At 68.3% G+C, this 18041-nt stretch carries 17 protein-coding genes and 1 pseudogene; 8 read left to right on the top strand and 10 right to left on the bottom strand.

Features of this window, described 5'->3' with window-relative positions; translation table 11 throughout:
* Positions 1–28: 28 nt before the first annotated feature.
* Genes JL37_RS04545 through JL37_RS04535 form a run of 3 tightly spaced genes read left to right on the top strand, consistent with a single transcriptional unit; the run spans position 29 to position 2785 of the window.
* Positions 29–613 carry a tripartite tricarboxylate transporter TctB family protein gene (locus JL37_RS04545; protein ID WP_231570294.1) on the top strand — a complete coding sequence of 195 codons (585 nt, stop codon included), beginning with the start codon at positions 29–31 and terminating at the stop codon, positions 611–613.
* 3 nt (positions 614–616) lie between these two features.
* Positions 617–2137: a tripartite tricarboxylate transporter permease gene (locus tag JL37_RS04540; RefSeq protein WP_043542368.1), complete on the top strand. Its 1521-nt coding sequence runs from the start codon at positions 617–619 to the stop codon at positions 2135–2137.
* Positions 2138–2194: 57 nt separating this feature from the next.
* Positions 2195–2785 carry a hypothetical protein gene (locus tag JL37_RS04535; protein ID WP_043542366.1) on the top strand — a complete coding sequence of 197 codons (591 nt, stop codon included), beginning with the start codon at positions 2195–2197 and terminating at the stop codon, positions 2783–2785.
* A gap of 14 nt (positions 2786–2799) precedes the next feature.
* Here JL37_RS04535 and JL37_RS04530 read toward each other — a convergent pair whose 3' ends face one another.
* From JL37_RS04530 to JL37_RS04520, 3 genes are all read right to left on the bottom strand, one after another.
* Complete coding sequence (locus JL37_RS04530) at positions 2800–3180, bottom strand: RNA-binding S4 domain-containing protein (RefSeq protein WP_043542364.1); 381 nt, start codon at positions 3178–3180, stop codon at positions 2800–2802.
* 64 nt (positions 3181–3244) lie between these two features.
* A complete protein-coding gene (locus tag JL37_RS04525; RefSeq protein WP_043542362.1) occupies positions 3245–4234 on the bottom strand; it encodes a tripartite tricarboxylate transporter substrate binding protein in 990 nt (329 codons plus the stop codon).
* Positions 4231–5067, bottom strand: coding sequence for an amidohydrolase (locus tag JL37_RS04520; protein ID WP_043542361.1), 837 nt, complete (start codon positions 5065–5067; stop codon positions 4231–4233). Before JL37_RS04520 ends, JL37_RS04525 begins: the two co-directional genes overlap by 4 nt.
* A gap of 120 nt (positions 5068–5187) precedes the next feature.
* Here JL37_RS04520 and JL37_RS04515 point away from each other — a divergent pair, with 120 nt between their 5' ends.
* Positions 5188–6075, top strand: coding sequence for a LysR family transcriptional regulator (locus JL37_RS04515; RefSeq protein ID WP_043542360.1), 888 nt, complete (start codon positions 5188–5190; stop codon positions 6073–6075).
* Positions 6076–6208: 133 nt separating this feature from the next.
* Positions 6209–8044, top strand: a complete 1836-nt coding sequence (locus JL37_RS04510) for an ABC transporter ATP-binding protein/permease (protein ID WP_043542358.1) — start codon at positions 6209–6211, stop codon at positions 8042–8044.
* A gap of 19 nt (positions 8045–8063) precedes the next feature.
* On the opposite strand, the gene JL37_RS04505 is transcribed toward JL37_RS04510, so the two are convergent.
* The gene (locus JL37_RS04505) at positions 8064–8867 is read right to left on the bottom strand and encodes an aspartate dehydrogenase (RefSeq protein ID WP_043542356.1); all 804 of its coding nucleotides are present in this window, start codon (positions 8865–8867) and stop codon (positions 8064–8066) included.
* A gap of 111 nt (positions 8868–8978) precedes the next feature.
* Between JL37_RS04505 and JL37_RS04500 the strand changes: the two genes are divergently transcribed.
* Entirely contained in the window at positions 8979–9467 is a 489-nt protein-coding gene (locus JL37_RS04500) for a GNAT family N-acetyltransferase (protein ID WP_043542355.1), read from the top strand.
* Here the strand turns inward: JL37_RS04500 and JL37_RS04495 are convergent.
* On the bottom strand, positions 9464–10852 hold the full coding sequence (locus JL37_RS04495) for an amidohydrolase (protein WP_043542354.1): 1389 nt from the start codon (positions 10850–10852) through the stop codon (positions 9464–9466). The genes JL37_RS04500 and JL37_RS04495 overlap by 4 nt on opposite strands.
* Positions 10853–10996: 144 nt before the next feature.
* A complete protein-coding gene (locus JL37_RS04490) occupies positions 10997–12490 on the bottom strand; it encodes an MFS transporter (RefSeq protein WP_043542352.1) in 1494 nt (497 codons plus the stop codon).
* 144 nt (positions 12491–12634) lie between these two features.
* On the opposite strand from JL37_RS04490, the gene JL37_RS04485 reads away from it, so the two are divergent.
* Positions 12635–13273 carry a TetR/AcrR family transcriptional regulator gene (locus tag JL37_RS04485; RefSeq protein ID WP_043542351.1) on the top strand — a complete coding sequence of 213 codons (639 nt, stop codon included), beginning with the start codon at positions 12635–12637 and terminating at the stop codon, positions 13271–13273.
* 16 nt (positions 13274–13289) lie between these two features.
* Here JL37_RS04485 and JL37_RS04480 read toward each other — a convergent pair whose 3' ends face one another.
* From JL37_RS04480 to JL37_RS04465, 4 genes are all read right to left on the bottom strand, one after another.
* Positions 13290–14240, bottom strand: a complete 951-nt coding sequence (locus JL37_RS04480; protein ID WP_043542347.1) for a tripartite tricarboxylate transporter substrate binding protein — start codon at positions 14238–14240, stop codon at positions 13290–13292.
* A 71-nt stretch (positions 14241–14311) separates the two neighbouring features.
* Entirely contained in the window at positions 14312–15580 is a 1269-nt protein-coding gene (locus JL37_RS04475; RefSeq protein ID WP_043542346.1) for a carboxylesterase/lipase family protein, read from the bottom strand.
* Between the two features lie 152 nt (positions 15581–15732).
* The gene (locus JL37_RS04470) at positions 15733–16683 is read right to left on the bottom strand and encodes an adenosine deaminase (protein WP_043542345.1); all 951 of its coding nucleotides are present in this window, start codon (positions 16681–16683) and stop codon (positions 15733–15735) included.
* A gap of 29 nt (positions 16684–16712) precedes the next feature.
* Entirely contained in the window at positions 16713–17648 is a 936-nt protein-coding gene (locus tag JL37_RS04465) for a LysR family transcriptional regulator (RefSeq protein ID WP_043542343.1), read from the bottom strand.
* A 186-nt stretch (positions 17649–17834) separates the two neighbouring features.
* On the opposite strand from JL37_RS04465, the pseudogene JL37_RS04460 reads away from it, so the two are divergent.
* A pseudogene (locus JL37_RS04460) lies at positions 17835–18041 on the top strand (lytic murein transglycosylase); the annotation flags it as partial.

Genomic DNA, 18041 nt, shown 5'->3' with positions numbered 1-18041 from the left:
CGCCGCGCGAGGCGACGGTGAAAGCGGAATGCAAGCGCCCATCTCTACAGTCCCGTTTCTTTCGATCCGTGGCGGCCCGAGCCGCCGCGAAAACAATATTGACTCCGAAAGGGAGGGGAAGATGCGCGGCAAGATACTGACGATAAAACGCGATTTATGGGGAGGAGCGCTGATTGCGCTCTGCGGAGCCTTGACGATCATCGAGGCCAACAGCTACGCGGTCGGCGAGCTGGCGCGGATGGGGCCGGGCTACTTTCCGATGCTGGTGGGCTGCTTCCTGGTTGCCCTGGGCATCCTGATTCCGATCAGCCCCGACCCGGATGACCTGGAGCAGCCGGACGAGGCGGCCGACCATGGCGCGCCGCAACCCACGAGGGCGGAACGCCTGCGAGGCATGGCCTGCATTGCGGCAGGAATCGGCGCTTTCATCGTGATCGGGCATTTCGCCGGCTTTCTCCCGGCGACGTTTGCGCTGGTCTTTATCGCCGCCATGGGAGATACGTCCAACACCTGGCGCTCGGCGGCGCTGCTCGCCACGGCGATGACGGTGTTCGGCTGGCTGGTCTTCTCCTGGGGCCTGCAGCTCCAGTTTCCGATGTTTCGCTGGGGCTAAGCCATGGAACTGCTATCGAACGTAATGCATGGCTTCTCCATTGCCTTCCAATGGGAGAACCTGGCCTGGTCGCTATTCGGCGTCTTCATGGGCAACTTGATCGGAGTGCTGCCCGGCATGGGCGTGCTGGCGGCGATCTCCATCCTGTTGCCGCTGACCTATGCCATGACGCCAACCGCAGCGCTCATGATGCTGGCAGGCATCTACTATGGGGCCCAGTACGGCGGCGGTATTACCTGCATTCTGCTGAACCTGCCCGGAACGCCGTCGCACGCCGTGACCTGCCTGGACGGCAATCCCCTGGCCAGGCAGGGCAAGTCCGGTTCCGCCTTGTTCATGCTGGTGATGTCGTCGTTCATCGGCGCGTGCGTGGGCATTGTCATCATGATCCTGTTCTCGCCCATCTTGGTCGAAGTGGCGTTCAAGTTCGGTCCCGCCGAGTACTTTTCCATGATGATGCTGGGCCTGTTCGCGGGCGCCACGCTGGCCAAGGGCTCCGCGGTCAAGGGGGTGGCGATGGTGTTCCTGGGCCTGTTGTTCGGTGTCGTCGGCACCGACGTCAACACCGGCACGATCCGCTATGCGTTCGGAGTGATCGAACTGAGCGACGGCGTTCAACTGGTGGCGCTGGCGATGGGGCTGTTCGGCCTGGCGGATTTCTTCGCGAACGTGAACCGCATCGGCAAGGCGACCGTGGTGGACAACGGAGCCAGGCGCATGGCGGTGCGTCCGGAGCCTGGCGACATCAAGAAGTCCGTTGCGCCGATCGCTCGCGGCAGCGCCATCGGCTCCGTGCTGGGTATCCTGCCGGGAACAGGCGCTACCATCGCGTCGTTCATGTCCTATGCGGTCGAGAAACGCGTGTCCAAGACGCCTGGCCGCTTCGGCAACGGCGCCATCGAAGGCGTAGCCGGTCCGGAGTCCGCGAACAACTCCGCTGCCCAGACCAGCTTCATTCCCACGATGAGCCTTGGCATTCCAGGCGATTCGGTCATGGCGCTGATGTTGGGCGCGCTTATCATCCATGGCATTCAGCCCGGTCCGCAGATGGTGACCGAGCATGCGGACATCTTCTGGGGGCTGATTGCCAGTTTCTGGATCGGCAACGCGATGCTGGTGGTGATGAACCTTCCGCTTATCGGCATGTGGGCCAAGTTGCTGCGGGTGCCCTACAAGTACCTGTTCCCTTCGGCGCTGTTCTTTGTCTGCGTGGGCGTATACAGCACCAACAACAGCCTCTTCGACGTGGCCGTCGTGTTGATACTGGGGGTGGTGGGCTACGTGTTCCTGAAGCTGCGGTTTTCGCCGGCTCCCTTGCTGTTGGGCTTCGTGCTCGGCCCCATGGTCGAGGAGAACTTCCGCCGCGCGCTGCTGCTGTCACGCGGCGACATGGCCATCTTCGTGGATCGTCCCATCAGCGCGGCGTTCATCTATGCCATAGGCGCCCTGGCGGCCTGGCTGGTCTATTCCACCATGAAGGCCCGCCGCAAGATGCGCGCCGCCTTGCTGGAGCAGACACAGTAATCACTCGGGAATGGCCGCTGCCGCGGCCGTCGTTCCATCCTGGACAGGGAGGTTTCCATGTACGGGCATCCCCATGGCCGGACCGTCAACGGATCCGATCGCTCCGCAAGCATCGATGTGATGCGCAAGCTGGCCTTCATCGAATTGATGGAGCTGCTGGAGTTCAGCGTGCTGCGGCTGGACAGTCCACAGGCGTGCCGGCCGGAGCCGGCGCGGGCCGGACTCATAGGCACGCTGGACTGGTGGTTTTCGGCATCGCCTGCCGAGTGGGCATCGGCGTGCGCGGATGCGTCGGACGTTGCGGTGTATATCTGTTCGAGCACGGCCGCGCTGAAGGAGGCGGTGCTGCCCGACGGCGACACCGTGCTGGATTTCGGGCGGTTGGCCGGGGAGGCCCGGCCCATGCGCGCCGTCGGCGAAGCGCGGGGATTGCGGTTGTATGCGACCGCTCACCCTGGACGGCGCGGCGAGGAGCGCGTGGGCGCGGCGCGCCGGGTGACGCTACGCGTGGACCTGAAGGCCTTGCTCAGCCGGGTCGTGGTTCCGGCCCAGGTGCCGCAGCATATGTTCGAGCTGGTCGCCAGCGTGGTCCGGTCGCGAGTCTGGGTCGATGTGGTGCGGCCGCAGGCCTTGGCGCTGACGCCGTAGAGCGGCCCGGCCGTTCATTTACCGCGCATCTGGTCGATCAGCCGCCGATCCCGCTTGGTCGGCCGGCCCGCTTCTATCCCCAGCGCAGGCTCGGGAGCCAGGCGGCGCATCTCCGCCGCGCGTTCGCGCGCGGCCACGCTGTCCGGGGTTTCTTCATAGAGTTGGCGCGCCACGGGCGCGGGGCCGCGCACGCCGCTGATGGCCACGACCCGCACGCGCAGCGCGGGGTCTTCCTTGCGGATGGCGATCAGGTCGCCGGGCGCGACTTCGCGGGCGGGCTTGGCGGGCTGGTCGTTCACCAATACCCGGCCTTTGCCGATTTCCTGCACGGCCAGGCTGCGCGTCTTGTAGAAGCGCGCAGCCCAAAGCCATTTGTCGAGCCGGATCCTGTCCATCTGCCTGTCCCTGCCTATGCGTTGCCAGGGATCATGATAGCCGGGCCGGGAGGCCCGGCACCAATCAATCCAGGCTCAGGTTCGCTTCCTTGACCACGCGCTGCCATTTGGCGATTTCGGCGCGGCGGAAGGTGTCCAGTTCGGCGGGCGTCGAGCCGATGGGCTCCGCGCCGATGCCGGCGAGTTGCTCGGCGATGGCGGGGTCCTTCAAGACCTTGGCCAGCGCCTGCGAAACCTGGTCCACGATTCCGGGCGGCGTGCCGGCCGGGGCGAACACCGCGTTCCATTCGTAGGTTTCGTAGCCCGGCACGCCGGACTCGGCGATGGTGGGCAGGTCGGGGGCGGCCTTGGAACGCTCCAGGCCGCCGACGGCGACGGCGCGCAGCTTGCCGTTCTTCACGTGCTGCCAGGCCGAACCCATGCTGGCGAACATCACCGGCACCTGGCCCGACATCACGTCGATCATGGCCGGGCCGCCGCCCTTGTAGGCCACGTGCTGCAGCTGGGTCTTGGCAAGCAGGTTGAACAGTTCGCCAGCCAGATGCTGCGCAGAACCGGGGCCGGCCGAGGCGAAGTACACGTGGTCCTTGGCGCCGGGCTGGCCCAGCTTGATCAGGTCGGCCACGGTCTTGACCTCGTACGAGGGCGTGACGACCAGCACGTTGGGCACGCGCAGCAACAGGGAGACGGGCGCAAACGCCGTCAGCGTGTCGAACTGCATCTTCGAATGCAGGGCGGGGTTCTGCGCATGGTTGGACGCGTCCAGCATCAGCGTGTAGCCATCGGGCTTGGCCTTGGCCACGACGGCGCCGCCGATCATGCCGCCGGCGCCGCCCCGGTTCTCGATGACGACAGGCTGGCCCAGCTCGGCAGCCAGCTTGGGGCCGATCAGGCGCGCCACCACGTCCACGGTGCCGCCGGGCGGGTAGGTGACGACCAGGGTGATGGCGCGTTCGGGATAGGCGGCGGATGCGGCGCCCGCGGCGCCGGCCAGCAGGCCCGCGACGGCGAACAGGACGCTGCGGCGCGCCAGGCGTTTGAAAAGATGGGTCATGGTGTGTCTCCTTGGAATTGGAACAGCTGCAAGGGCGTGTCGGCAAGCACGATGCGCCGTTGTTCGGGGTCGTCGATCCAGGCGTCCAGCCATTGCGTTGCCGACGGATAGGACGCCAGGTGGCGATGTTCGGTATGGGGCCAGTCGCTGCCCCACATGAGCCGCTCGGCGGTGTAGGCCTCCAGCAGGCGCTGCGTGGCCTGGCGGCCCGACGCGGCGCAAGCGGCGGCCTGCCAGTTGCGGTAGGGGGCGGACAGCTTGACCCATACGCGGCCGCTGTCTGCCTGCCGCAGCAGGTACTGGAAGCCCGGGTCGGATACGCCCTGAGCCGGGTCGGGGCGGCCGAAATGGTCCACCACCACGCGGCATTGCGCGGCCAGCAGCCCGGGCAGGATGTCGGGAAGGCGCGAGGCGGGCAGGTGGACTTCGACATGCCAGCCCAGCGCGTTCACGCGCGCCAGCAGCGTTTGCCAGAGAGGCAGGCCCAGATCGGGAACGGGCAGGCCGATCAGGTTCAGCCGGATGCCCACCACGCCCGAGCCGGCCAGCGCCTGCAGCGCCGCCGGGGCGATCCCGGGTTCCACCACGGCCACGCCGCGCAGGCGTCCGGGCGCGGCGCGCAGCGCGTCGAGCATGTGGCTGTTGTCCGTGCCCAGGAAACTGGGCTGCACTAGCACCCCGTGGCTCAGCCCGTGGGCGTCCAGCAACGCGAGGTACTCGGCCGGGGTGGCGTCGTGGTCCGGGGTGTGGCGGCGCACGTCGGCCAGCGCAAGGCCTTGCCGGAATACGTGCGCATGGGTGTCGACGGCGGCGCCTGTGGCGGGCGAGGGCAAAACGGTCTCCTTGTCTTGCGCCCGGCCCGGGGCCGGAGGCGCTTTTCATAAGGCGGGATTCTAGGAAGCCGACATATAATTTTCTATTCTGGAAAATTGCTTTATTTATATTGAATCAATATGGAAACCCGGCACTTGCGCTATTTCCTGGCGGTGGTCGACCACGGCAGCGTCAGCCGGGCCTCGGAATGGCTGGGCATCGCGCAGCCCGCGCTGAGCCAGGGCCTGGGCCGCATGGAGAAAGACCTGGGCGTGCGGTTGTTCGAACGCTCGCGCAGGGGTTCCACGCCCACGCCCGCCGCCCTCGCCATTCTTGAGGACGTGCGCGCCAGCGTGGCGCGGATCGACGCCGCCGCGCACCGCGCGCGCGAGATCGGCCGCGGCAGCGCCGGACAACTGACTGTTGGGCTGGTGTCGTCGGCCCTCTTCGACATGCTGCCGCGCGCATTGCGCGAGATGCGCAGGCAGGCGCCGGGCGTGCGCGTGATCCTGCGTGAAATGAGCAACGCCGAGCAGGCCGAGGCCCTGCAGACCGGCGAAATCGATATCGGCCTGATGCACACGCCGGTCGCGGTCGGCGGCCGCATGCGCGAACGCCAGCTGTTGCGGGACCGGCTGGTGGCCGCCGTGCCGGATGAGCTCGACGTGCCCGCCGATGGCCAGGTAAGCATGGCCCAGATCGCGCAGGCCGGCCTGGTGATGTATCCGCAGTCGCAGTTGCCGGCGTTCTACGCCGGCATCCTGGACGCCATGCGCAAGGCAGGGCACGACGCGCACGTGGCGCAGGAGGCGAACCGCACGCTCACTGTGCTGTCCTGCGTGGCGGGCGGTTGCGGGGTGGCGCTGCTGCCCAGCTGGATCCGCTCGATGAACTTCCGAGGCGTGCGCTTCTGCGAAGTGCGCGACGGCCAGGCGCTGCCCAGCTTCGACCTGAGCGCCATCTGGCCCGCCCGGTCCGTGCCGACGCTGGCGGACATGTTCGCCAACCTGGACCTGGGAGCCCGTTGAATGCGGCTGCTTTCAATGCGCCTTCACTTGCCCGGCCGGAACACTTAAGCGAGGCTTAAAACGGGCCTGCCGCCGGAACTCGAAGTACGCGTGTCGTCTAACAAGAAACGCGTATCTGGAGGGCGACCGGCTCATGGACCTGAATTGGCAGCAGCAACTCGCGGAAAGCGCGCTGTGGCTGGCGCGCGCGTTCGGCATGACCGCTGTGGCCCTGGCGCTGGCCGCGGCCGTGCTCGCGCGCACCACTGATTGGGGACGCAAGTTCTGGCGGCTGGCATGGCCGTACCTCACCCCCCGCCGCAGCTGGCGGCCATTGCTGACCCTGGCGCTGCTGCTGTTCCTGGCGATGTTCGCCGTGCGCATGACGGTGCTGTTTTCGTTCTGGTACAACGGCTTCTACAGCGCGCTGCAGGCGCTGGACCAGTCCGCGTTCTGGCGCTTCCTGGGCATTTTCTCGGTGCTTGCCTGCGTGCACGTCGCGCGGACCCTGGTCGACAGCTACGCCGGCCAGGCTTTCGACATCCGCTGGCGCGTCTGGCTCAATGAACGCCTGACGCGCGACTGGCTGGGGGCGGGCGCCTACTATCGCGGCCATTTCCTGGAAGCGCCCGTCGACAACCCCGACCAGCGTATCGAGCAGGACATCGCCATGTTCGTCACCGGCTCGCGCACGCTGGCGATCGGCGCGTTGAGCGCCATCGTGTCGCTGGTAGCGTTCACGTCCATTCTGTGGGGGCTGTCGGGCGCGCTGACGGTGGGGGGCGTGGAGATTCCGCGGGCCATGGTGTTCGTGGTGTACCTGTACGTGATTGTGGCCACGCTGTTCGCGTTCAAGATCGGGCGGCCGCTGATCAGGCTGAACTTCCTGTCCGAACGGTTGACGGCGAACTTCCGCTACGCCCTGGTGCGCCTGCGCGAAAACGCGGAAAACGTTGCGTTCTACCAGGGCGAGGACGTAGAGCGCGCCACCTTGTGGACACGCTTCACCGCCTACATCGCCAACCTGTGGGCCAGGGTGTACCGGGGCCTGAAATTCGATGGCTTCAACCTGTCGGTCAGCCAGGTGGCCGTGGTGTTTCCCTTCATCCTGCAGGCGCCGCGCTTCTTCAGCGGCGCGATCAAGCTGGGCGACGTCATCCAGACCTCGCAGGCCTTCGGCCAGGTGCAGGACTCGCTGTCGTTCTTCCGCACCTCGTACGACACCTTCGCGCAATATCGCGCCACGCTGGACCGGCTGAATGGATTCCTGGACGCCAACGAGGCAGCGCGGGCCCTGCCTTCCGTGCGGACGGAAGCGCTGCCCGACGGGCTGGACATCGAAGGCGTGCAATTGCGCCGCCCCGACGGCGCGGCCCTGCTGCGCGATCTGGACCTACAGCTGCGGCCCGGGCAGGCCCTGCTGATCAAGGGGCCCTCGGGCAGCGGCAAGACCACGCTGCTGCGCGCGCTGGCGGGCCTGTGGCCCTATGCCGAGGGCCGGGTGCGGCGGCCGCAGGGCGCGTCCGCGCTGTTCCTGTCGCAGCGGCCCTACCTGCCGCTGGGCGATCTGCGCGGCGCGGTGGCCTACCCGGGCCTGGCCCAGCCCGAGGACGACGCCCGCCTGGCGGAGGCGCTGAGGCAGGTGAACCTGGGGCATCTGGCCGGCCGGCTCGGCGAGGTGGCGGACTGGGGCCGTATTCTGTCCATCGGCGAGCAGCAGCGCGTGGCGTTCGCGCGAGTGCTTTTCAACCGGCCCGCCATCGTATTCCTGGATGAAGCGACCTCCGCCACCGATGAAGGCCTGGAGCATGCCTTGTACAGCTTGCTGCGCAGCGCGCTGCCCGCCTGCATGCTGGTCAGCGTGGGCCACCGCAGCACGCTGGATGCTTTCCATACCCACAGGCTGGACCTGGACGGCGCGGGCAACTGGAAACTGGGGCGGATGGAGGCGCGGCGGGAGCCCGCGGCATTGCGCCGCGCCGCGGCCTGACGCGTTCCGTATTTCCGTGTCAGGTGCCCACGCGCAAGGGGCCGGTCAGCTTGCGCAGCGCGGCGATCACGCTTTGCGCGGTGATGCGCCCTGTCTTGGGATTGGCCGAGGGGATGTTCTGGATCTCCATCGAGAACGATGCGGAATCGGACGCCACTTCGACGCGGTGGACATTGCGCTCCAGCGAGGGATCGGCCCAGATCTCCAGGGTGGTGCGGTCGGGGCCGATGCCCGCGAGCGAGACGCTGACCGCCACGTTCAGGTTGGCGGGGAACCCCACCGCGGCATCGCGCGGCGTGCCGCGGAAGATCAGGCGGGGCTCGGTGATGTCCGAAATGTCGATATTGTTATCGGCCAGGTAGGGGGCGCCCAGCAGGCCGCGCACGGGCTTGCGCGTGATCATCGTGACGGAATGGATGACGCCTTCCGCCGCGGCCGTGATGGCGTCGAGGCCGAGGATGGCGCCGGACGGCACCACGATCTGGCCTTGATGGGCGCGCGCGAGTTCTATCAGGTCGTCGTGGCGCAGCAGGGCGCCCGAACTCAGCACGACCAGTTTCTTGCCGGCGCGCAGCACGGGTTCGGCGATGTCGCGGAACACTGCGGCGGGAGCGCATTCGACGACCACATCGCAATGCTCGTGCAGGGCGCCGATGCGGGTGTACACCGGGGCGCCGTTGGCCCATGCGAAAGCGGGCGGGGCGTTCGGGTCGCGCACCGCGACGGCGGCCAGCGCAAGGCCGGGCAGCCCGGCGTCCAGGGATTGGGCCACGGCCTGGCCGATGGCGCCGAAGCCGGCGATGCCGACGCGATAGCGAGTCATAGGAATCCGTAAGGTAGTTGGTGGGCTCACTGTATTCAGCGCGCGGGCCAGCGTCAATGCGCAATGGCCGCGGGCGCTACACTCGTGCGCGATACCGGCAGGAGCAGAGCCATGCAGATTCTTCGAGAAACGCCGCGCGACCGCGAGACCATCTTCGCGTTGACGCAGGACGCGTTCAAAGACCATCCCCACAGCCAGGGAACCGAAGGGCGCATCATCGACGCCCTGCGCGAGGCGGGCGCGCTGACGCTGTCGCTGGCGGCCTGGGAGGACGGACGCATGGCGGGCCACATCGCATTTTCGCCGGTGACGGTAAGCGACGGTTCAAGCGATTGGTATGGGCTGGGGCCGGTGGCCGTGCGGCCGGACCGGCAGGGCTGCGGCGTTGGCGCCGCTTTGGTGCGCGAGGGCCTGGCGCGGCTCCGGGCGCTGGGCGCGGCGGGCTGCGTGGTGCTGGGCGACCCGGGCTATTACGGCCGTTTCGGGTTTGCCCAGGCGGAGCTGAAGTACCCGGGCGTGCCGCCCGAATACTTCATGGCGTTGAGCTTCACGCGCCCCGCGCAAGGCGAGGTCGCCTACCATGCCGCGTTTTCGGCCTAGCTGCCTTTCTGCGCGCGGGCCATGTAGTCGACGGTCAGGTTGGACAGCGCGCGCACGCCGTTGAGCAGGCCCGACTCGTCCACGTAGAAGCGCGGCGAATGGTTGGGCGCCGCCTTGTCCACGTCGGTGCCCTTGGGGGTCACGCCCAGGTAGAAGAACATGCCCGGCACTTTTTCCTGATAGAAGGAAAAGTCCTCGGATGCCGTCGATTTGGGTTGCAGCCCATAGTTGCCGTCGCCCGCCACGCGGCGCAGCGTGGCGCCCATCTTTTCCGTAAGCTCCGGGTTGTTGACGGTGGCGTTGTAGAGCTCCACCACGCGCACGTCCGCCTTGGCGCCCGCGCTCTGCGCGATCATGTCGGCGGTGCGCGCGATGCGCTGGTGGATGTCCTTCTTCATGCCTTCGTCGTAGGTGCGGATGGTGCCCGTCATGACGACGCTGTCCGGCACGATGTTCATGCGGTTGCCGCCATGGATCGCGCCCACGGTGATGACGGCCGGCTCCAGCATGCTGTTGATCTGGCGGCTGGGTATGGTCTGGAGGCCCAGGATGATCTGCGAGCCGACCACGATGGGATCGATGCCCGACCACGGCCGCGCGCCGTGCGTCTGCTTGCCTGTGACGTCGATCCAGAACTGGTCGGCGGCGGCCATGGCGGGCCCGCTGCGCCACGAGAGCTTGCCGGCGGGGTAGGCGCTGGATACGTGCAGGCCGAAGATGGCGTCGACCTTCGGATTGTCCAGCACGCCTTCCTGCACCATCATCTTGGCGCCCCAGATCTTCTTGCCGTCGGGCTCGAAGTCGGCGGGGCTTTCCTCGGCGGGCTGGAAGATGAACTTGACGCTGCCGGGCAGCTCGTCCTTCATGCCGGCCAGCACTTCCGCGGTGGCCATCAGGATGGCGGTATGGGCGTCGTGGCCGCAGGCGTGCATCACGTCCACTTCCTTGCCCAGGTAGGTGCCTTTCGCCTTGGACGCGAAGGGCACGTCCACCTGTTCTTTGACCGGCAGCGCGTCCATGTCGGCGCGCAGCGCCACCACCGGCCCGGGCTTGCCGCCCTTGAGCACGGCGACGACGCCGGTGCCGGCCACGCCGGTCTTCACGTCCATGCCCAATGCGCGCAGATGATCGGCCACCAGCTTGGCCGTGCGCGTTTCCTGATTGCCGAGTTCCGGGTGTTGGTGGATGTCGCGCCGCCAGGCGATGAGCTTGTCTTCGATGGCGCGGGCGCGTTCGTCGATCTGCGCGGCCAGCGCGGGATTCGGCGCCGGGACCAGCGGCCCCTGCGTGCCCGGCGCGCTTTGCGCGGCTGCCGGGCCGGCCATCAGCAGGTGGGCGGCCAGCGCCAGCGGCGCCAGGCGGAACAGGGCATTGGATTGCGGCATGTCTCGTTCTCCTCTTGGTTGTTAACCTGTTATTGAACGAGGATCTTACCTGAGCGTTTTGGCGCCGGCGCGTTTGTTACGGACGCTTAAAAACAGGCGGTTTTGATTCCGGCCGGTGGAATTCCGCGCCTCGGAAATCGGCGCTCATGCCGGGCGCAGGACGCGCTTGGAGCCGCGCGCGAGGGCCAGCAGCAACAGTGCCGCCACCAGCGACGCGGCGCCCGCCGCGAGCATCGCGGCGTGGAAGCCGCCGGCCAGCGCATCGGCGTACAGCGCGGCCGCGTTGGCGGGCTGCGCCGGCATGGCATGCTGGGTGATGGCGGCACGCGCGAGCGCCTGCGCATCGGACGCGCCCAGGCGCGACAACGACGCCGTCAACGCCTCGATCGCGCGTCCGCTCATCAGCGCGCCGAGCAGCGCGATGCCGATGGTCATGCCGGTCTGGCGCAACGCGTTCATGGTGGCGGACGCCATGCCGGAGCGCTCGCGCGGCACGGTGGCCATGACCGCCATGCTGGTCGACGGCACGGCCAGGCCCGTGCCCAGGCCCAGCAGCACCAGCAGGGATCCCGATACCGCGTAGGGCGTGTCCGCCTCGAATCCCATCATGCCCAGCATGGCGGCGCCGATCAGCGTGTAGCCGGCGATCATCAGCCGCGGCAGGCCGAAGCGCAGATTGAGCCGGCCGAACACGATAGAAACCAGCCCGGCCGCGGCAAACTGCGGCGCCAGCTGCCAGCCGGCCGCCAGCGGCGACAGGCCCCGCACGTGTTGCAGGTACAGCGAAAAAAAGAACAGGCTGCTGTAGGCGGAAAACCCCAGCACGAACGACGCGAAATTGGTGATGGCGAAGCCGGTGTCGCGGAACAGGCCCAGGGGCAGGATGGGCCGCGCTACGCGGTGCTCGACCCACAGGAAGGCGATCAGCCCGGCGGCGGCGACGGCCAGCGCGCCCGCCGCCTGCGGCGCGGCCCAGCCGTGTTCGCCGGCGGCGATCAGCCCGAAGGTCAGCGCGCCCAGCCACAGCACGCTCAGCGCCTGGCCCGCCGGGTCGAAGGCGGCATGTTCGGGATGGGCGCTTTCCGTGATGCTCCAGGCCCCGAGCGCCACGGCCAGCGCGCCCACCGGCAGGTTGATCAAGAAGATGCTCTGCCAGTCGAAGTGCGCGACCAGCACGCCGCCCAGCATCGGCCCGACGATGAGCGACACGGCATTGCACGAGGCCCAGATCCCGATGGCCTGGGCGCGCTCTTTCGGATCGGGAAACGCCTGCGTCAGCAGCGACAGCGCCCCGGGAACCAGGAGGGCGCCGGCCACGCCCTGCACGGCGCGGCCGATCAGCAAGGCGGTCAGGCTATCCGCCAGCCCGCACAGGGCCGAGCCCGCGGTGAACAGCAGCACGCCTGCCAGCCACGAGCGCTTGCGGCCGTAGCGGTCGCCCAGCGGGCCCGCGGACAGCATGAAGGCCGAGAGGAAGAGGGCATAGGCGTCCACCACCCATTGCAGCCCGGCCATGTCGATGCGCAGCGCGGCCTGCATGGTGGGCAACGCCACGTTGACGATGCTGATGTCCAGGATGGTGATGAAGCTGCCCAGGTTGACGGCCAGGACCAGGGCGCGGCGGCGTGCGGGATGCATAGCGGCGGATGGGGTGAAGGAAGGGGTATTCTAATAACCGACCGACCGTCGGTCAATTGGAAAAAGAATCGTTCTCAAATTTTGATCCTGGGCGGGCGTGTCCTCTACACTGGCGCCTTGCCGTTGAATGGATGCCTAGCCGATATGTCTGCCGCCCCAGACCCGCTTTCCCCGCCCGCAGGCCCGGCGGCCGCCCGGAAGCCGCGCACCAAGCCGGCCGCGGTCCGGTTGGACGAGTTGATGGCAGCGGCGGAAGCGCTGTTCGTCCAGAAGGGAGTCGAGGCCACCACCATCAACGAAATCGTCGAACGCGCCGGCGTGGCCAAGGGCACGTTCTATCACTACTTCACCTCCAAGAACGACATGCTGGCGGCCCTGCGCGCCAAATTTTCGCAGGGCTTCCTGGACCATATCGCGCAGGCCGTGGACGCCTGTGCGCCGGATGACGGCGTGGCGCGGCTGCGCGCCTGGACGCGCGCCGGGGTGGAAGCCTATTTCGGAGGCTACGCCCTGCATGACGTGGTGTTTCACGATACGCACCATCCCGACCGGGGCGTGGCCGAGAAAAGCGCGGTGCTGGAGCAGCTCGAAGGCATCCTGGAAGCAGGCGCGCGGGCCGGCTGCTGGCCCATGGATGACGCGGCGCTCGCCGCCATCGTGCTGTATCACGGCATGCACGGCGCCGTGGACGCCCGCATCGCGCAGGGCCGGCTGGACGCGCGCGAGCTGTCCGAGCCCTTGTCGGAAACGTTCCTGCGCGCGCTGGGCGCGCGCGCGGACTGAACCCGTGCGGGGCCGGCTATTGCAGCTTGATGCCCAGTTCCTTGATCAGCGGCTCCATGTCCGCCCGGTCTGATTCGATCGTCGCCGCCAGCTCCTCCGGCGAGCTGCCGATCGGGATCATGCCCAGCGTTTCCATCTGCGCCTTCATCGCGGGATCCTTCAGGATGTCGGAAACGGACTTCTGGATCAGCGCCACGCGGTCCTTGGGCGTGCCGGCCGGGGCCATCAACCCGATCCACGGCTGCGGCGCATAGCCCTTCAAGCCGGATTCCTCCAGCGTCGGCGTCCCGGGCAGCCCGCCGAAGCGTTCGGGGCTGGTGATGGCCAGGGCGCGCAGGCGGCCGCTGTCGATCAGGCCCTTGGAGCTCGAAGGCGCATCCAGGCCCACGTCGAGCTGCCCGCCGATCAGGTCGTTCTGCGTCTTGCCTGACGAGGACGAGGGCACGTACAGGGCCTTGATGCCGGCGCGGCGGGCCGTCTGCTCCCAGACCAGGTGGAAGGCGGTGCCGATGGAGAAGGAGCCCACGCTGAGGTTGCGGGCCTTGCTTTCGCGGACGAAATCGTCCCAGGTCTTGAGCGGGCTTTCCTTGGGCACGATGAAGATGAACGGCGTGCGCGCCACCAGGGAGATGGGCTGCAGGTCCTTCTGCGGATCGAACGGCAGGCTGTCCACCGCGAACGGCACGATGGTGATGGACGAGGCCACCACCATGCCCAGCGTGTAGCCGTCGGGCGCGGACTTCACCAGCGCGCCCGTGCTGATGATGCCGGAGGCGCCCGGCTTGTTTTCGACCACCACGGGCTGCCCCCAGGCGGCGCCGAGCTTGCTGGCCAGCACGCGCAGCATGACGTCCACGGGCCCGCCGGGCGGGTTGGACACGATGATTTTCACCGGCTTGTCGGGGTAGGCCGCGGTGGCTGCCAGCGGCATCAGCAGCGCCAGCGCGAGCGTGGTTTGCTTGAACATGGAATTTCCCTTGAATCGTTGATATGGGGGGGGCGCCGGGCGGCGAGGCCCGGGCGAGGCGCAGAGGAGGCTCAGGCCAGGATCTGCATGTGCGGGGCCGCGGGCCAGCCGGGGGCGTCTCCGCGGATGAACGCGATCCATGCCGCTTGCGTGCGGCGCGCCAGCTGGCCGGCCTGCTCGGGCGGCAGGCCGGCCAGCATGGGCGCGGCGGAAAACGCCTGCAGGGTATCGAACACGAAAGGCAGCTCGATGCAGTGGCACGCGCCGAAGCGCGCCGTGGGCGCCACGTCGAAGCGCGCGAGCCAGGCGCCGCGGCCCTGGGCGATGGCGTCCTCGGCCCATTGCCGCGACGGCGCGCCGAAAACGTCCTCGCCCAGCTGTTGGCTGGCGGCGTCCAGGGCATTGCCGGGGAAGGCGGCCATTTCGTCCCGCGTGTAGCAGACCAGCACGTCGGTGCGCGACGCGGCCCGCTTCAGCGCGGGCGCGATGTCCAGGGGCAGTATTTCGCCGTCCAGCACGGGGCCGAACAGGCTGCGGCTGCTGCCTTCGGCGCGCAGGGCTTCGGCCACTTCGGGGGCCTGCTGCGCGGCCAGCAGCGCGGCGACCGGCAATTCGCGCGCAGCTTCCAGGCTGTCGGCGCCGGCGGCGCGCAGAAAGGCCTGCCCCAGCGCGTCGGCCTGCCGCGCGGTGCGGAATCCGCGGCCCAGCGCGGCGCTTTGCAGGATGGCGCGCGAGAACCGCGGCTTGCGGGCCAGCATGGCGCAGATCGAGGATGCGCCGGCGGATTGCCCCATGACCGTGATCCGCTCCGGATCGCCGCCCAGGTCCTGGATGTTGTCCAGCACCCAGTTGATCGCGGCTTCCTGGTCCAGCAGGCCCGCGTTGGCGGTCTGCCCGGACACGTGCAGCCAACCCAGCGCGGCCAGCCGGTAATTCACGGCCACGACCACCACGTCGCCGCGCTGCGCCAGGCGCGACCCGTCGTACCAGTCCAGCGCGCCGGCGCCGCTTTGCCAGGCGCCGCCGTGCAGCCACACCACCACGGGGCGCCGCTGCTCGTCGGCGCCGGGCGTCCAGACGGTCAGGTGCAGGCAGTCTTCGGACTGCGCGGCCTCGAAATCGCCCATTGCGCCGCGCAGCCGCGATGGCAGCTGGGGCGCGACCGCGCCGGGCCGGGTGGCGTCGAGGTCGCCGCGCCACGCCGCAGGCTGTGGCGGCGCGAACCGCAGGCGGCCCACCGGCGCCTGCGCATAAGGAATGGCGCCATAGCGGCAAACGCCGCCTTCGCGCACGCCGGTCAGCGTGCCTGCCCGCAGCGTCGCCTGAACGGTTTGACTCATATCCTGTCCCCTTGTGTGCTTGTTGGTCGAACGTCCGCGGCGGATGCCGCGGACGCCGCACTATGGTAGGGAGGAAAAAGCCGTGCCGGCCATGCCGGTTTTGAACGAGGCCATGCGAAACCCGCATGGCCCGGGAGGCGGTCGCCGCCGGCCTACTTCACGATGCGCGCGTCGAGGCTGTTGTCCGCCAGCGCCTGGGCCTGCTCGCGGGTCATCCCCAGGTGCTCGTACAGCGCGTGGAAGTTCTCGTTCACGTAGCCGCCGAAATAGGCGGGATCGTCGGAATTGACGGTCACCTTCACGCCGGCGTCCAGCAGCGACAGGATGTTGTGATGGCGCATGTGTTCGAACACGCGCAGGCGGATGTTGGACAGCGGGCACACTGTCAGCGGGATCTGCTCGTCGATCAGGCGGGCAATCAGGCGGGGATCTTCGGCGGCGCGCACGCCGTGGTCGATGCGCAGCACCTTCAGCAGGTCCAGCGCTTCCCAGATGTATTCCGGCGGCCCTTCCTCGCCCGCGTGGGCCACGGCGGGCAGGCCTTCGGCGCGAGCGCGGTCGAACACGCGCTGGAACAGGCGCGGCGGGAAGCCCTTCTCGCTGCTGTCCAGGCCGACGGCGATGAAGGCGTCGCGGTAGGGCAGCGCCGCTTCCAGCGCACGCATGGCCTGCTCTTCGGGCAGGTGGCGCAGGAAGCTCAGGATCAGGCCGCTTTCCACGCCCAGCTTCTTGCGGCCGTCCTTTAGCGCCTGGCCGATGCCGTCCAGCACCGCCTCCAGCGGCACGCCGCGGTCGGTATGGGTCTGGGGATCGAAGAAGGGCTCGGTATGGACGACGTTCTGCTCGCGGCATTTCAGCAGATAGGCCCAGGTCAGGTCGTAGAAGTCCTGCTCGGTGCGCAGCACGTCGGCGCCCAAATAATAGAGATCCAGGAATTCCTGGAGATTGCCGTAGTCGTACGCGCCGCGCAGGGCGTCGATATCGGGCCAGGGCAGGGCCACGCCGTTGCGCTGCGCCAGCTGGAACAGCAGCTCGGGTTCCAGCGAGCCTTCCAGGTGCAGGTGCAGTTCCGCCTTGGGCAATGCGTTGAGCCAGTCGTGCATGGTGTTCGGATCCTGAAGGGAATGCGTGTTCACGCCGCCAGCGCGATGCTGTCGGCCTGGATGGCCAGTTCGAGCTGCGCCGCGAAGGCGCGCGCCTGGCGCGTGCTGGGGCGGTCGCGGCGCCAGATGGCCGCCAGGGGCGATTTGCGCAGCGCGGGCCGCGCCGGCAGCACCGCCAGCTCGCCGCGCGCCTGCTGGACGGCCGCAACGCTGCCCGGCAGCATCCATAGATACTGCCCGTCCAGCAGCATCTCGCGGCCGAACTCCAGCGACAGGACGCCGATCATATCGGGAATGGGCAGGCCGGCCTGGCGCAGGGACATTTCCAGTTCGCCGCGTATGCGGCTGCCGGGCAGGGCGGTGATCCAGGGGTAGGCCACGTAGTCCGCCAGCGTGGTGCCGGGCAGCCCGGCCAGGGGGTGGCGGGTGGAGCAGGCCAGCACCACCGGGTCGTCCAGCAGGGCGGTCGAGCGGTAGATCTGCGGGTTGACGGTAGAGGAGAAGCGGCTGATCAGCACGTCGATCGCGCCGGCGTCCAGGTCCTCGATAAGCCGCTCGTGCGTGCCGATCTCGATGGTGAGCGTGATGCGCGGACAGGCCTGCCGGAAAGCGCGCGCGGCCTCGGCCACGGGCCAGCCCGCGAACATCGAAAAGCAGCCCACGGTCAGGCTGCCTTCGTCGCCGCGCGACACGGCCGCGAGATCGGTTTCGGCCTTGCGGAATCCGGTAAGCAACTGGCGCGCGTGGCGGCACATCGCAACGCCCAGGGGCGTGCAGGTGGTGCCCTTCGCGGTGCGCTCGAACAGCCGCGCGCCGACCAGCTCCTCGATTTCGGCGATGGCGCGCGAGAGGCCGGATTGCGTGCTGTGCAGTTGCGCCGCCGCTTTGGACAGATTGCCCAGCTCGGCGACAGTCAGCACGATTTCCAGGTGCCGGATGCGAAGCTTTCCTCGGAACGGTGTCATGGCGCAGCTTAGTCGATGTGCCGATTATTCTCTGTCGCGGCACGCTTGGCAACGCGCTCGGCGGATCCGGACGGTGTTGCGGGGCGCGCTGGCGCCGGACGCCCGTTTCGCGGCGGGCGCGGCTGTTCGATGTCATCGGCCGGATCGCGGTACGATCCCGGCTGACTTCGATTTTTCAGGATTGCCATGCGCCAGCGTTCCATTCGCTTTCGAATCGATACTTTTTCCCGCGTGCTGACGGCCGCGGTGTTCGCGGCCGCCGCCGCGGGGGCCGCGCATGCGCAAGCGCCGTCATCCGCCACCGGATCGCGCGCCCAGCCGGCCGCTCCGGCCCAGCCGCTGCCCACCTTGACGCCCAAGCGCAGCTTCGACGACGCGCCCGCCGCCGCCCCG

The organism is Achromobacter sp. RTa (assembly GCF_000757485.1).
Classification (GTDB): domain Bacteria; phylum Pseudomonadota; class Gammaproteobacteria; order Burkholderiales; family Burkholderiaceae_B; genus Achromobacter.
This window is presented reverse-complemented; position numbering and strand designations above follow the sequence as displayed.

Coding starts and splice junctions, on each gene's coding strand:
- JL37_RS04480 (WP_043542347.1), bottom strand. CDS start 14,240: ATGTTCAAGCAAACCACGCTCGCGCTGGCGCTGCTGATGCCGCTGGCA.
- JL37_RS04500 (WP_043542355.1), top strand. CDS start 8,979: ATGCAGATTCTTCGAGAAACGCCGCGCGACCGCGAGACCATCTTCGCG.
- JL37_RS04510 (WP_043542358.1), top strand. CDS start 6,209: ATGGACCTGAATTGGCAGCAGCAACTCGCGGAAAGCGCGCTGTGGCTG.
- JL37_RS04475 (WP_043542346.1), bottom strand. CDS start 15,580: ATGAGTCAAACCGTTCAGGCGACGCTGCGGGCAGGCACGCTGACCGGC.
- JL37_RS04490 (WP_043542352.1), bottom strand. CDS start 12,490: ATGCATCCCGCACGCCGCCGCGCCCTGGTCCTGGCCGTCAACCTGGGC.
- JL37_RS04465 (WP_043542343.1), bottom strand. CDS start 17,648: ATGACACCGTTCCGAGGAAAGCTTCGCATCCGGCACCTGGAAATCGTG.
- JL37_RS04535 (WP_043542366.1), top strand. CDS start 2,195: ATGTACGGGCATCCCCATGGCCGGACCGTCAACGGATCCGATCGCTCC.
- JL37_RS04515 (WP_043542360.1), top strand. CDS start 5,188: ATGGAAACCCGGCACTTGCGCTATTTCCTGGCGGTGGTCGACCACGGC.
- JL37_RS04540 (WP_043542368.1), top strand. CDS start 617: ATGGAACTGCTATCGAACGTAATGCATGGCTTCTCCATTGCCTTCCAA.
- JL37_RS04485 (WP_043542351.1), top strand. CDS start 12,635: ATGTCTGCCGCCCCAGACCCGCTTTCCCCGCCCGCAGGCCCGGCGGCC.
- JL37_RS04505 (WP_043542356.1), bottom strand. CDS start 8,867: ATGACTCGCTATCGCGTCGGCATCGCCGGCTTCGGCGCCATCGGCCAG.
- JL37_RS04470 (WP_043542345.1), bottom strand. CDS start 16,683: ATGCACGACTGGCTCAACGCATTGCCCAAGGCGGAACTGCACCTGCAC.
- JL37_RS04545 (WP_231570294.1), top strand. CDS start 29: ATGCAAGCGCCCATCTCTACAGTCCCGTTTCTTTCGATCCGTGGCGGC.
- JL37_RS04530 (WP_043542364.1), bottom strand. CDS start 3,180: ATGGACAGGATCCGGCTCGACAAATGGCTTTGGGCTGCGCGCTTCTAC.
- JL37_RS04525 (WP_043542362.1), bottom strand. CDS start 4,234: ATGACCCATCTTTTCAAACGCCTGGCGCGCCGCAGCGTCCTGTTCGCC.
- JL37_RS04495 (WP_043542354.1), bottom strand. CDS start 10,852: ATGCCGCAATCCAATGCCCTGTTCCGCCTGGCGCCGCTGGCGCTGGCC.